Below are 14,343 nucleotides of genomic sequence, written 5' to 3'. Positions count from 1 at the left end.
CCTATGATCTGTGATGCGTATGGGCCCGAACCTCGGGTGTCGACCATCCAGGAAACAGGAGGAAAGACATGAAACATGTTAGCAAATCAAAATTCCAGCCCAACTCGGCGAGCACGCTCAACATATCGGTTGGTCTTGGTGAAACGGATGACGATCCTATCGTGATCCCGCCGGTTAGTCTGCTGTCGGAAGAAAGCAGCGAATTGCAGGACTACGTCTGGGAAGATTCAGCCTCGGACGACGAGACTGTAGCCAGCAACAAACCTGATATTCCCGTCTGGACCGGTGGTAAATCACCTGGCGATGGCCACAGCGGTTGGTGGGATAACTATGGGACCCATCTGCATGACACCAGCGGCACCTATGTCGGCCGCGATGTCAAAGCCCGTGGTGAATACAAAATGGCAGACGGTGAGGTGAGCTTTGAAAACCTGATGCACCGTCTCTCAAGTGGGCAAAGCAAGGGGACATATCTTTACACCCGTATCGAAGGGAATGATGGGGATAACGTCATCCACGGTTGGAACCCCGAAAACTGGGATAACTATGATGGCGGCACCTCGATCAAGAACTACTATTCCAACTATCATCATCGGGACAATATCTCGGGCGGTGACGGTGACGACATCATCATCGCTTATCGTGGGAACGACCAGTTGTTCGGTGATGCTGGTAATGATGTGATTTACGGCGGCGGCGGCCACGACTACATCGTTGGAGGTGAAGGTGATGATCAGCTGTTCGGCGAATCCGGCAACGACAAGATCATTGGCGGCGGAGGCAAGAACATCCTTGTTGGCGGCGAAGGCGATGACATCCTGATTGCCGGGAATGAAGGCGACAAACTGTACGGTGGTACTGGTAACGACCTTCTTGTCGGCGGTGACGGTGATGATGTCCTGTTTACCGGGCATATCGACGAAACCTCTGCCGACACGCTTTACGGTGGAAAAGGGGCCGACACGTTCGTTATTGGCTCTGTGCCTGAACCAACAACTCATGATCCCAACCATAACCAATCGAATGGTCTGGGCGAAGAGTGGCTGGAAGAGGCAGGTAATCTGGCACTCGCCAAGATGCTGCCGGGCGCGAAGCTGTTCATCAACCTTGCCAGAGGCCTGATCGACGGGATCAAGAACATGTTCAAGACCGAGGAGCAGGTTGTCGAAACCGTCAACCCGCCGAAGGTGTCTCTGGTCGAGATCCTCGACTTCAACCCGCTTGAAGACAAGATCATTGTACCAGTCAACGTGGAGGGGCCAGTAACGCTGGACCTGCAGGCATCGATCGTTGATGGCGCGGCATTCGATCTGGTCGCGCTTGATCCGGCCGACAACAAGTTCAAGGTGATTACAACCTTCTATTGGGATGAGGCGTCGAACATCTTTCCGGGCGCAACAAGTATCTCGCAGCAGAACACAGATGCCTTCATTCAACGGTTGAAAGAAACCGCTCTGATCACGGGGCCGGATGGTGCGCATTATGGCTTGGGCCAAAAGATCGACCTTGGCCTGAGTAGTGAAGACCTTGCAGGTCTTGGAACCAGCAAGTTCGTCACATTCGGGGCGTTCGGCGGTGTTTCGATGGTCGGCTTTCACGACGAGGATCGTCAGTTGGGAACAAACCACAACGACGTTCTGCAAGCCTATACGTCCGAGCGCGATACCCACGGCGGAAACGAGGCCGAAATCCGTAATGACGGCAATGATGTTCTCTACGGCTTTGGCGGTGACGATATCATGGCTGGCGGTGGCGGCTTTAATAAGCTGTATGGTGGAGAAGGCAATGACACGGCCTGGTATGGTGACAGCCTGAGCGGCATCTATGTCGACATGAACAACAAGGCGGAAGATGCCAGCGGTGAGTATTACTGGGCCTGGCATGGCAACAGCGCCAATCCGTTCGATCTCAATGACGAGATTCGCGACAAGGAAGGCTATGATCTGCTCTGGAGCGTCGAGAACATCTATGGCAGCGACCATGATGATGTGATCATCGGAGACGAGGGCGATAACGTCTTCACCTCGGGTGATGGCAAAGACGTGCTGACCGGTAACGGAGGAGCTGACACCTTCATTCTGAACGGCGGCGGGAACACGATCACCGATTTCGATGCCGATGAAGGCGACCGTATCGAGATTGACCTCGACGCCTACGGGATGACCGGCTGGTTCGATCTGGATCACCGCATTGAAAACGGCCAGATCATGCTGTTCAACAAGCTGACAGACGAGATCATCGTGCGCTATGACGATGACGGGAACGGATTTGACCCGTCATACATCGACCTGCGCAGCTTGGTTGGCAACGATGAAGAAGGCTATCAGGTTGTCTACGAACCGCCCTTTGGTGCAAACACGCTGGAGTGGTTCGAAAAGTATGGCAACCGGATTGATGCCGAGGTCGGCGAAGAGCTCGTTACCGTAGATGGCACCGATTGTTGGGACTACATGATCGGCGACACCGGCAGTGGTGGATTGACCCTGAATGGTGGTGCTGGTGATGACTACATTGTTGGCGGTGCGCTCAATCAGTTCGCTACTCTGAACGGCGGCGACGGCAATGACACCATCGTGATCCGCAAAGGCGCGATGATCACCAATGCAAATGGTGGAGACGGCGACGACGTCATCATCCTTGATGCAGACCAGTCTTCAGAAGCCGGGTTTGCCAATATGTTCGGTGGCGAAGGCAGCGATACTTTTGTCATCACCGGCCCGGGCAGCCAGTATGGTGGTCAGGTGATCCGGGATTTTGAGGCTGACGACTCGATTGTTATCGATCTGGAAGGGTTCGGGATCTCGTCTCTGGATCAACTTCAGATCGAATGGCGTTCCAGCACTCACTGGGTCACGGCAAATGGCCAAAAGGTGATCAGCGTACAGGGTGTTGATGAGCATTTCGATGTCATGCAGCACATCAGCGAGCTGACGGCTCAGCAATCACAGGATTGGGGTCTCTGATCATCGCCTGATAACAAAAAAACGCCTCAGCCGGTCTGGATCGGCTGAGGCTTTCTTAACAGTTCGATCTGGCAATAATGCAAAGTTAATTATTGCGACATTCCAAATTTGGCGAAGACTCGCGCAACTACACCGATCTTTTGCTCAAACCCCGCTATAACCCACTGACGTACAGCGTTTTTTAGCGCATCAAAAGGTTGGCCTAGGCCCGCATCCGCTCAGATTAATTCGTTAATGAACTCTTAACGTGTCCTGAACTTCTGACTTGTTACGCAAGTTGGGCCTGAATTCATCGGGCTAATAAAGCCGAAACACTTGGGCTGAAACAACGACAAGATGGGAGTCTGTTTCAAGATGAGTAATGGAACATATGAAGAATTTCGCGACGCTTTGCGTGCATTTGAATCTGGTTGGGATCGAGATCGATACGACGCAGGAATCATTCAGGATTGGCAGCTGAACCAATGGGCCGGTGGGGCCGTTGCTGACTTCTATCCAAGCTATTCCAGCTGGTCTGATCTAAGCAGTGATGAATGGGACGCGATGTCCTATCGCTCGATGAACTCGCTTGGTTTTGTTGGATATCAGTTCGGCGAGGCGCTGTTAATTGACCTCGGGTATTACACCGATGATGTCTATTATGGGAATGGCGCGGCTTCGAACACCTGGGATGGCACATGGACCGGTAAGAACGGGGTGAATTCGCTGGCAGAGTTCACAACCGCCGAAGCGCAGGAGCGCGCGATTCAAGAAGCGTTTGGCTACAATCTTCAAGTCATCGAAACCGGGCTGGGCTATCAGGGAGAGAGCCTGTCCGACTATCTCGGCACGACACGCACTTATCTGGAAAATGGCCAGGCCGTCTCTGTCACGCTCAGTCTTACTGGCATAATGGCCGCCGCGCACCTGCGGGGGGCATGGGGTACGTTGGCTCTGCTTCAGGGTGGAAGTGTATCCACCGATGAATACGGTACTTCGATCCTGCGGTATGTCTCGCAATTCGGCGGTTATGACGCGCCGAGTATCGAAGACGCTATCAAGGTATACACCGACGGTGTCTTGCCCACGGATACAAATGGCGGCACCGATAACGGGAATACGTCGCCGCCCGTTGTCCCACCGGTTATACATCCGGAACCCACGGAACCGACCGGCAACGGGACTGCTGACATCACAGAAGATACTGCGGATGTGGTGATTAACTGGGCTTGGGGCACGAATGCAACGATCCCGGATTTCGACCCTACGACCGATACGATCTTCATCGCATGGGTCGGTGCAGACGCGTTGGAGGTTGCCGAGGTTGATGGCGCGGTTGTGTTCTCGATCCCGTCCAACAACCAGTCCATGACCCTCAGCGGTGTGACACTTGCTGAGCTGAGCTCGGCAAACTTCACTATTCTGGACAATACCGCCGCAGCTGAAGTGCTTGGGCTGATAGGCACTGATGGTTCAATGCCGACCAGCGGTGGCAATGGTGGCGGAGATGGTGGTGGCGGTGGCCATAGCCACCAACATATGCACGTCATGCTGGGCCTTGCCAGCGAGGCACAGACGGTCGAAGGCTTCCTGCCCGCGATGGGAGATGTCATTGAAATCGGACCGGACATTGGGGCTGATAACTTCTCGATTTTCGAAGAGAGTGGGGACGCTCTGGGGCAGACCGTTAGAATTGAGCTGACCTCGGGCAATGTAACCAAGCAGATCGTATTCACTGGCTTTGGCCTGTCCGATCTTTCGCTCAGCAATTTCTCTATCACGGATCAGACGGTGTTGAACGAAGTGTCCACAGCTTTGGGGCAAGTTATCGTCTCGCCGGGAGACGGAGAGGGCTATGACCTCAGTTATGATGCAGACGGGTCAAATCCGCCCGCGATCACCGGCAATACAGACACGGGCGGGGTGAAATACCGGGCCGATAGCAACGCTGACGACATAACCGGATTCCACCCCGGTGTGGACGAGTTGGACTTTGGCGGTACGTCGGTTCACGGCATGATCTTCACCAAATCCAAGGCCGGCGAGATTGTTATCGACAGCCCATGGTCGGACGCGGCGCAAATCGTGCAAGGTGTCACCTTCCAGGACGTGACCATCGACAGCTTTGGTGTGGTCGGCAACGAACACCTCCGTCAGGATATGGGCGGCGTTCTTAGTTGGGAGCAGGGCGTAGGACCTCGCGATGCTGACACAGTCTATGTTCGCAGCCACGAATATGGCGTGCACGAAGTTATTGACGGTTTTGATCCTTCAACGATGAAGATCAGCTTTCTGTATTTCGGAACCCGCGAGCGGCTTAGCGTCGAGGACAGTGGCGATGGTCTGGTGATCTCATCCTTGCCGACCGGACAAAGCATCACGCTGACCGGCGTGACCAAGGCTGACCTGATCCCGGGTCTGGTCGAATTCCATTTTGATCAGGTGATGGAAGACAATCTCGAGGTGCCATTTGGCTTTGACCAGAACGATGCGACGTTGGTTGATCGCACCATACTGCTGACCCCACAGGCTCCTGTCGGGGCGACGACAGACGGTTATCAGACACGGGTCGGAGATCTGAAAGGGGGATCGACCCAACCAGATATCGGTAGTGGAACCAACGAACCCGGAAACAGCCAAACCCCAGGAATTGTAACCTTCGGCGCTGAAGCGGATGTGGCAGAGCTTACCTGGAACTGGGGGGTAAAGACCCAGATTATCGGTTTTAATGCCGATGAAGATATCATCGATTTCAATGCTTTGAGCGAAAGCGATGTGTCGGTCACCGAAATTGATGGCGATCTTATCTTTGAAGTTGTCGGAAATGGCGGCCATACCGTTACACTTCAGGATGTTCAGGCCGAGGATCTGGACCTTGGCAACCTGACGGCTGATGACTGGAACAGTGTTGCCGAAGCAGAAAGCGCCCTGACAGTCCAACTTGAAGCGCTCGGCATGTCCATCGCCTGAAGCACTCCAATAAGTGGTTCCCGGTCTGCGCTAGGCCGGGAACGAAAACAAACACATGAAAATCGATGGGCTCTTGCCTCGTTTCCGGTTCGGTTCCGTGATCAAGCCATGCGACCATAATATTAATGCTCGGATCGCTTGCGCTAGGTTCTCGTGGCTGGCTTTCTTATCGTTTGTCCTTCCGGCTCTACTTAAACATTACTCCAATAGGCTGCCGGACGGAGCGTTTAGCATATCAAATTGCTAAGCCAAACTAATCGGATGTCTTTGACAGAATTTGGCCACCGCTGCAGAGTCGGGTTGCAGGCGTTTCCAGTGCGGAAGAAACCCATGATCGCAACCGTTAGAAGTGTGAATCCGATTAAAGCCTTCTTTTTGTTCGTTTTGTCCTTCGCTTGTTTTTGCGCTACAAGCGCTTTGTCCCAAAACTCAGTGCCGCAAGTCGTTCTAACGGATGAGATCGTGCAGCGCATAGAAACACAGCGCTCAGCCGATCAGGTGTTCGCGGCTGACTATCAGGCATTGATTGACAGTGCAGAAGAGCATTTGCAGTCGCCTACTATTGTTGAGGCTGTTCGGAATGGAGATGGTCAACTTCACGAAGCTTTTCGTGGATTTGGACAACGTCCGGTCGAACGCCTCACCACACTGGCTTTGGCTTGGCGATTGACTGGTGACAGTCGATATGTTGATCGCGCCAGAACCGAACTCTTGCAATTTTCGGAACTGGAGACATGGCAGCCCGCACACTTTCTGGGATTAAGCCGTGTCACATTGGCGGTGTCGCTCGGATACAGTTGGATTAGTGACAATCTGGACGAAGAGGATCATCAAATCATTCGATCGGCACTTGTCGAGAAGGGGTTGAAAGAAGCCGCCAAAATCTACGATCTGGATACGCATTATTATGACAAGGGTTGGATCGCCCCCCAACGCTGGGTGAACCCAGTGTCTGTTCCCGCGTCGCTTCCTGATGGGACGGCTACCGCAGATATCGCCTGGCCCGTTGCTTCCTTCAACTGGAACATCGTTTGCAATGCAGGAATGATCGTCGCCGCTCTGGTTGTGTCAGAAACAGAACCGGAACTGGCTGATCATATTATTGAGCAAACGCAGGTTTCACTTAGAAATGGGTTGGCAATGTTCGCTCCGGATGGGGCTTGGCCAGAAGGACCGATGTACGGGGCTTTGTCCGCCCGGGACGCGGCGGTGGCGTTTGATGCGCTTGTTTCCGTCCTCGGGCATGATTTTGATCTCTCTAAAATGGTAGGGTTGGAAGATTTTGGGGAGTTCCTGATCCATGCATCTGGGCCAACTGGCATGCTGTTTAACTTTGGAGACAGCGATACAAGCACTGACCTTGTTGTGTTGACCTGGTTGGCGTCGCGGTTCAATCGCCCGGGCTACGACATTAAAATGAATAGCAAAATGCGGTCTTCCCATCCAGCATTCGAGCTGATCTGGCAGCAGCGAAGCAATAGTGAACCAATCACTGCCCGATCAACATCCTATTGGTCTGGAGGGCTTGGGATCGTAACCATGCGGTCTGGTTGGAATGACCCTAAGGCCAGCTATATCGGCCTCAAGGCTGGGCCGCTTAGCAGCCATCACAATGACCTTGATGCGGGCACCTTTGTGCTTGAAGCCGACGGTGTACGTTGGGGGGTGGATCTTGGGCTCGGAAATTACCAATTGCCCGGCTACTTTACTGACAAACGTTTTGACTATTATCGAACCGCCACGATCGGGCAGAATACACTGACCTTTGACATGGCAAATCAAATCGAAACGGGGCGGGCGCATGTTGAGGAATTGGCGCAGTTTCCAGGTTTCGATTTTGCAATCGCCGATCTTTCAGACGCCTATGGAAAGCCCAAGGGAACGGTCAGACGAGGCATAGCTCTTGTCGACGGAACGACAGTGTTGGTTCAGGATGAAATTAGCCCTGATCAACGGGGGCGGGTGGCGTGGGCAATGCATACCGAAGCGCAGTTAACAGTTGATGGCTCCAAGGCCACATTGCGCCAGGATGGGAAAGAACTAACCGCACGCATACTGTCGCCGCCAAACGCCACCTTCTCTCAACTTTCAGCCAATCCTTGCGAAACGGCATTCAATTCTGAATGTGCGATGCAGAATCCGAATTCAGGCGTTACACGGCTCATGATCCAGCTTGATCTTGATGAAAGTGACAAGCGTGAAACCATTGTTGTTACTTTTGAACCTGATGCACAGGCCGCAAACAAGCCGGTCATCCCGTTAGGTGAGTGGCGATTGAACGCGACCCTCTCGAACGATGTTGAGAAAAAGCACATTGATCGGTTGCCTGCTGAAAACTCACGATAGGTTTGGGTCAAACTTGAACGACCTCAAGCCTGGCTTTGGGCGATGCTGGGTGCGCTCAAGGAATGTAGTACGCACCAGAAGTCGCACTATGTTTGGAAACGAATAGAAGACGGCACCCTAGCGCCTGAAGCAGCGCATGGCGACCTTCAGATACGATAGACTCCGATTCAAGTTGTCTGGCTGACCCGATCCAAATTATTAAGCCTATACAGCTTCGTGCTCACCACTGCTTAGATATCGGCGCAGGGTTACGCCAAGCCCAAACACAGCTACATCCCCCAGAACCGAGAGCGCGCGATGCGCGATCGCAGCGCTTAGACCGACTCCCTGATCAGTGAAAAGGCCAAGTCCGAGAGCAATAATTCCGTCTCGAATACCGATACCACCGGGTGCGCCCGGCATCAGAAAACCGATGACCCAGGCTGTCGAAAAGATTGCGATGCATTGCAATATACCGGCACCACCCTGAGGGTAGATCGCCCGTGCGACACACCAAAGTGACAAACCCAGCATCAAAAAGTTGAAGCTATGCAGAAACAACAGGATCAGGCATTTTGAAATTGTGAGCTTCGGTTTTCCCGCTTTGCGCCAGATTACAATCTGGCCAATCATGATGCAGGCCAGAATTCCGAAGAAGATGATTGTCATCTGTCCATCGAGCCAGGATCCTGGAAGGTCTGCAATTACTGCGGCGACAAGATCGGGCATGGTCAGGAGCACAATTCCGACGACCAGAGCACCGCTGGCGAGCAGAAAACCGATCTCGAGCAAAAGAGATGACGCAATAATTGCGGATGGCACTCCATCACTCCGTGCGAGGGCGAAACGTCCCAAAAGGTGGGCAACATTGCCGGGGATGTATTTCCCGATCTGCGATACCATTAACTGACTTTCAGCGCGTGTGCGCGGTAGGGCAACGTCATAGATGTTTAGCGTCACCCCCCAAGCCACAGCACCTACGAGCTGCGACAGCACATAAAGGGTAAACCCACCTAGCAGTGCATAACGGGCGCGGCCTGACCCGAGGTCGAGCACTGCAATGTCTCCTGCGTGTCGAACCAGAATGATTCCGATGAAGATCAGGGCAGCAGCGGTGCCGATATAGCGCAGGGCGGTAGCCATGTGTTTACGTTTTGCGCGCCACTATAAGAAAACCATTTCCAAATTCGGTGTTAAGGAACGGGCGTTGTAGCTGGAAAAAAAGCCGCATGACCGTGACTGCGGGTATGGAAGAAAACACAGGCCAGAAGCGCCGCTCAATGGAACGATCGCTACCGCTCTCGTTGGTAAGGTCGTTCGCTGTTTTACCAGATTTGGCGTTGGTTTCCAATATCTGCCCATAGGCCCGAGCACGCCAATACTCCATGATATTGGCCAAAGGAAAACCGTAGCACTCAATAGTTTCGACCGTGAAGCCGGCTTCCTGAACCGAATGTACTAAAAGTTCTTTACTGTAGCGTCGAACATGCCCTGCCCAAACGTCGGCCGCATTCCAGCGGGATGGGTGCGCAGGCGTCGACAAGATCATTGTTCCACCGGGTTTCAGATAAGTTTGCCATTCTCTCATGGCCTCAATATCTTGCTCCAAGTGCTCAATCACTTCAAATGACATGATCAGGTCGAAGGAGTTTTTCCAATCCGGGTCAAGCTCGGCCAAGAGTGTCATAGGGCTGGCTTGAGTGTTGAGCTTATCTGCCAGTTCAAGGGCCTGCTGCGAACGATCTGCGCCATAAGCTTCAAAACCCTGTTCTGCCAGTTCTGACAATAGCGCAGCCGGTCCGCACCCGATGTCAAGCACTCTGCAAGGCATCAGATTTTTGAGATGCCGCATAACCCGATCACGCCTTAGAAGATACCGCGGCGCGGGTACCCAATTGGATTGCGGCAGGGCCGGGCCAAAGTGCCTGTGATAGATGGCAGAAGCACTATGCTCTGCGGAATTAATGGCGGTATCAGTCATGTCGACCACAGTTTTATCCGGCTTGAGGTGCACAATGAAACAAGTATCCGCAAAGGGTCCGCGCGATCTCATGCGGCTGGGCCATTTTCAGTTTGTCTTCAGGCATTACCGGATAGCCCTCGTGCCTCAATTCAGCGATGGCATCCAGCAGCGCTTCGGGATTTGAATGAGGGATAAGCTTCACCCCGAGAGCTTCGGTGCCGAATGTTTCGATCATGGCAGGTGAGCTTCGGGTGATCACTGAACGCCCTGACAACAGCGCCTGATAAACCTTGTTCGGCACCACTGACGCAGCCTTGCCAGAGGCGCCAAAAATGCCGAGGCAGATGTCGGCATTTGTAATTGCCTCGGTCAGTTCCTCATAGGGAACCCACTTCTGCCAGGAGATATGATTATGCTCCGCATCCACCAGAGCTGTCTCGAGCAATAGGCGCTCTTGCCCGGTGCCAATCAGGTGCCAATTGATATCGCGACCTCGATCCGAGGTAGCTGCCGTCAATATCGTTTTAAGCCCATGCAGCGGGATGAGCTGTCCGTAAAACAACACTCTAGTGGGACCGTCGTGGCGCGCAGGAGGAGGCAGACGCTGGAAGGATCCCGGCTCAGCTCCCACCGGCACTGCTCCAATCCTGGATTCAGGCAAATTGAAGATCCGTGCAATATGCTCGGCATGCGCCTTCGTATCGAGCAAGACATGATGCGCTGCCCGGCAGGCCAGCCATTCAGTGACCCAAAGCATCCGGCCCGGCAGTGACTTGGCCCCAACCATACTTCGATCGTTAACGACAGTGTCGTAAAGCGAAAGGAACATGTCCCAGGTGATCTGCCGCCGACGTAGCAGGGCAAAGGGCCACAACACCAATGTATCGAGCGCGCCAAGATAGGGAACCATCACTGCATCATGACGAGGCGCACGCAAATAATGCAGGATCAGAAGCGGATAGGCCAAGAGCGCGCTGAACAACACTCGGATCATTACAGCCATGTTCAACTGGCTTTTATCCGCGTGTTTGGGCCAAATCTCTGCGTGGATTTCAATTACTTCTACGCCGAGCTCTTGCAATCCAGTTCGGAGAATTCGAGTACGCGGCTTGCTGAGATCATATGTTCCCCAAAAAATCACCCGCTTGTTGCCGGGCTCAGATGGTATCGGAGTGGTGCTGACCACCGGAGGGGAAAGAGGCATATCGGCATTCATGGCGAAAGCATCCGGAAGCCGGTATAAACCTCTCGATCCAAGCTTTCTGGCGCAACCGGAGCCACACCAGTATCCCAGATCAGCCTGACAGCAACACGTTTCGGTCCGTTGATTGTTACTGCCTCGGCCCCAATGCTGAGAATGTCTCCAGATGCGACGGCACTTGTATCAATCTGTACTGGCTGGCTGGTTTCGACCCGAAACCGCCCGGGGAACGGAAGTGCCAATTCAACCGGTTCGCCGGTCAGCGTCACTGATCCTCCGGCAAGCCAGATCGATCCCGAATAGTGCACATATGACTCGCGTAATATCTTGTGGTCCTCAGGCAGCAGCACAGGCTCGGCTCCATTGGCCGAACTTGGGTCCATCGTCAGCGTCAGAGCAGTTTTGTTGGCGATAAGTAGAGGTGGCTGCTGTTCTGCGATGATTCTGGCAAATACGGGCTGGCCCGCCGCCTGATAGCGTGCAACGCCCCAGCCTGACATGAAGAAACCAGGATTCGGGAAACTTGCGATCATGTGGCTGTCATCAATATAGGCGACCTGATCTGGGAACAGGCGATGAATTTCCGCAATAGTGGCGCGTTGGTTTCCTGCACGATCTTGCAGTGCTAGGGCTGCCTGGACAAAAAGCCCCGCAAGCATCACTATCACCAGTTGTGCCGAGCGTCGTGATGATCCAAGCCTCTGTGCTCCGATCGCGACGGCTACCATCAGGAGTGGGGTAGCGAAGGGGTAAAAATAGACAAAGGCATTGCGATAGATCACCACCGAGAGGAGCGGTGCAGCAAAGAGCGCAATCAACAGAACCCGCCGAGCATTCCGACCGGCACACAGTCCGATCCCCACAAGAATGATCTGTGGGAGACTGAGCATAGCCCAACTCATGAATTCAGTTGATCGTGGGAATATGCCGCTTTTCAACAGCGTCGTATTCAGCGCGTCCTTTGCATTGTTTGCCGTCTGGTTGCCTTCGGCGACGCGGAGGCCAGACGCATGCCAGAGGTAGAATGACACGCAAATGCCAGCCGCCAATATACCCGTGATAATGATGCGCCGTACCGCTATTCGATCTTCGATCCTCCATATCAGAACGGCCAGAAATGCGGGCAGATAGAGTGCCGATTTGATCGTAACCAGTACGGCTAGAGCGCTCAGAAGCGCTGCCGCCAGTGTTTGCCAGACAGACAGGCGCGTGGTCAGCAAGATTGCAATCGAAGAAGTCAGTAATGCCGCAGCAATGGGATCGGCACGGAAACTGGCGCCATAGGCCAAAACGTAGCCCGAAGTCAGGAAACCCAGAGCAGCGATATCGGCAAATCGCTGTTCGGTAAAATACAGGGCGATACGGTGCACAGAAATTGTGGTCAGCCCGACGCATGCAACCATCACAAGCCGGGCTGCAAATATCTGTTCCATCTCATGACCCGGCAGCGCATCGAGCCATGTGAAACCATGCACGAAGAAGGTCTGCATTGGACGGTCCAATCGACCGTCGAGGAAGGCATGGACATGTGACAGGAAATAGAATTCGTCCCAATTCACATTGTGAGTATACGCCAGCACCAGCATAAACACGAAGACAACGACAATGCTCGCACGTACCACTCGATCAAGAGTGATAGCCCCTACCAATCCGGCGTTTCGCTGATCGCCTAGCGCCGGATTATCCATTCTCTACCGCCCTGACCGGGTCGAGGGAAATTACTTCAGTAGGTCTAATCGGCGCGCGCAGCAACTCTCGGGCCCGGATGTCTTCCAGCAGACTACGGTTGGTGGCGATAAGATCGGCCAGGATACCAACGGCGAACAGTATCGTGGCCATTGCCAGCAGCACACCGGACAGAACCAGCGACTGAACATGCCCGGCCCCCCCGTCTGTCGCGTAATAATAGAGAAATCGCCCAACCCCGATTAAGCCAGGCAAGGCGAATACTGCCGAAAGCGTCAGGAAGAACTTCAATGGTGCATAGATCACAAAAACGCGCAGAATAGTTCTTGCTGAGCGGGTGACATACTCTCCGATACCTCTGAACAGACGAGACGGGCGTGTTACCTTGTTGACCCGAACAGGCACCGAGGTCATCGGGATATGTTTGCGTCCGGCCTGAATGATGGTTTCCAGAGTGTAGGTATAAGTGTTGACAACACAGAGTCGGGCAGCGGCATCTCGGGAATAGGCGCGAAATCCGCTGGGCGCATCAGGGATTTCTGACTTGCTTGCCAGTCTCACGACCCAACTGCCCAGCCGTTGAAGGGTTTTCTTCAACGGCGAGAAGCCCTCGATCTCTCTGATCGGGCGAGCGCCGACCACGATTTGTGCCTTACGCTTCAGTATCGGATCAATCAGGGCCGGAATGTCGTCAGCGCAATACTGATTGTCTGCATCGGTGTTGACGATCACATCCGCGCCCAATGAAAGTGCATACTCGATGCCGGCACTGAACGCACGGGCGAGGCCGACATGGCTGCTCATTTCCAGAACGTGATCAGCTTTGGCGTTCCAGGCGACTTCAACGGTCCGATCGGTGGAGCCGTCGTCGATGACCAGTACTTCAACTTTACTGACGCCAGGAATCGATCGGGGAATTGCCGCGATCGCTTCGGCAAGGGTTTCCTCCTCGTTAAGCGCCGGTATTTGGACGACAAGCATCATGATCATGCCACATTGATAACTATTGAGTGCAATTACATTTTATTTTGGGACAAAATTGTGTCCAAAAGGGGTAATTGTTGAGCCATCTGAAACGGTTGAAACGCTCCTTTGAAACAATTCGTATGAATACTCGATGGTTGGTGCGTCATCGGTGTCGACCGAAAACTGCGTTACTCTAAATCCGTGAATTGCGACCAGCCGTCTTTCTTCTCAAATCAACTTGACGCTGTAAATCGCTTCGAGCGATCAAGAGATCAACTCATTGGGGCCGA

At 53.5% G+C, this 14,343-nt stretch carries 8 protein-coding genes; 3 read left to right on the top strand and 5 right to left on the bottom strand.

Features of this window, described 5'->3' with window-relative positions; genetic code table 11:
- Positions 1 to 68 precede the first annotated feature (68 nt).
- The 3 genes from ACR0NM_RS08670 (at position 69) to ACR0NM_RS08660 (ending at position 8,258) form a co-directional block, all read left to right on the top strand.
- Complete coding sequence (locus ACR0NM_RS08670) at positions 69 to 2,963, top strand: calcium-binding protein (protein WP_480614122.1); 2,895 nt, start codon at positions 69 to 71, stop codon at positions 2,961 to 2,963.
- 354 nt (positions 2,964 to 3,317) lie between these two features.
- Positions 3,318 to 5,912, top strand: coding sequence for a hypothetical protein (locus ACR0NM_RS08665; RefSeq protein ID WP_480614120.1), 2,595 nt, complete (start codon positions 3,318 to 3,320; stop codon positions 5,910 to 5,912).
- A gap of 864 nt (positions 5,913 to 6,776) precedes the next feature.
- A complete protein-coding gene (locus tag ACR0NM_RS08660) occupies positions 6,777 to 8,258 on the top strand; it encodes a heparinase II/III domain-containing protein (RefSeq protein ID WP_480614118.1) in 1,482 nt (493 codons plus the stop codon).
- A gap of 204 nt (positions 8,259 to 8,462) precedes the next feature.
- On the opposite strand, the gene ACR0NM_RS08655 is transcribed toward ACR0NM_RS08660, so the two are convergent.
- From ACR0NM_RS08655 to ACR0NM_RS08635, 5 genes are all read right to left on the bottom strand, one after another.
- Complete coding sequence (locus ACR0NM_RS08655; protein ID WP_480614116.1) at positions 8,463 to 9,380, bottom strand: hypothetical protein; 918 nt, start codon at positions 9,378 to 9,380, stop codon at positions 8,463 to 8,465.
- 4 nt (positions 9,381 to 9,384) lie between these two features.
- Positions 9,385 to 10,218, bottom strand: a complete 834-nt coding sequence (locus tag ACR0NM_RS08650; RefSeq protein WP_480614114.1) for a class I SAM-dependent methyltransferase — start codon at positions 10,216 to 10,218, stop codon at positions 9,385 to 9,387.
- 13 nt (positions 10,219 to 10,231) lie between these two features.
- On the bottom strand, positions 10,232 to 11,185 hold the full coding sequence (locus tag ACR0NM_RS08645) for a glycosyltransferase (RefSeq protein ID WP_480614112.1): 954 nt from the start codon (positions 11,183 to 11,185) through the stop codon (positions 10,232 to 10,234).
- A gap of 227 nt (positions 11,186 to 11,412) precedes the next feature.
- Positions 11,413 to 13,089, bottom strand: a complete 1,677-nt coding sequence (locus ACR0NM_RS08640; protein WP_480614110.1) for a hypothetical protein — start codon at positions 13,087 to 13,089, stop codon at positions 11,413 to 11,415.
- Positions 13,082 to 14,071, bottom strand: a complete 990-nt coding sequence (locus ACR0NM_RS08635; RefSeq protein ID WP_170395047.1) for a glycosyltransferase family 2 protein — start codon at positions 14,069 to 14,071, stop codon at positions 13,082 to 13,084. Before ACR0NM_RS08635 ends, ACR0NM_RS08640 begins: the two co-directional genes overlap by 8 nt.
- Between the last annotated feature and the right edge of the window lie 272 nt (positions 14,072 to 14,343).

It is taken from the genome of Ruegeria sp. AF2 (assembly GCF_056542025.1).
Note: the sequence above shows the minus strand (reverse complement) of the source record. Positions and strands in the feature narration are given on the sequence as shown.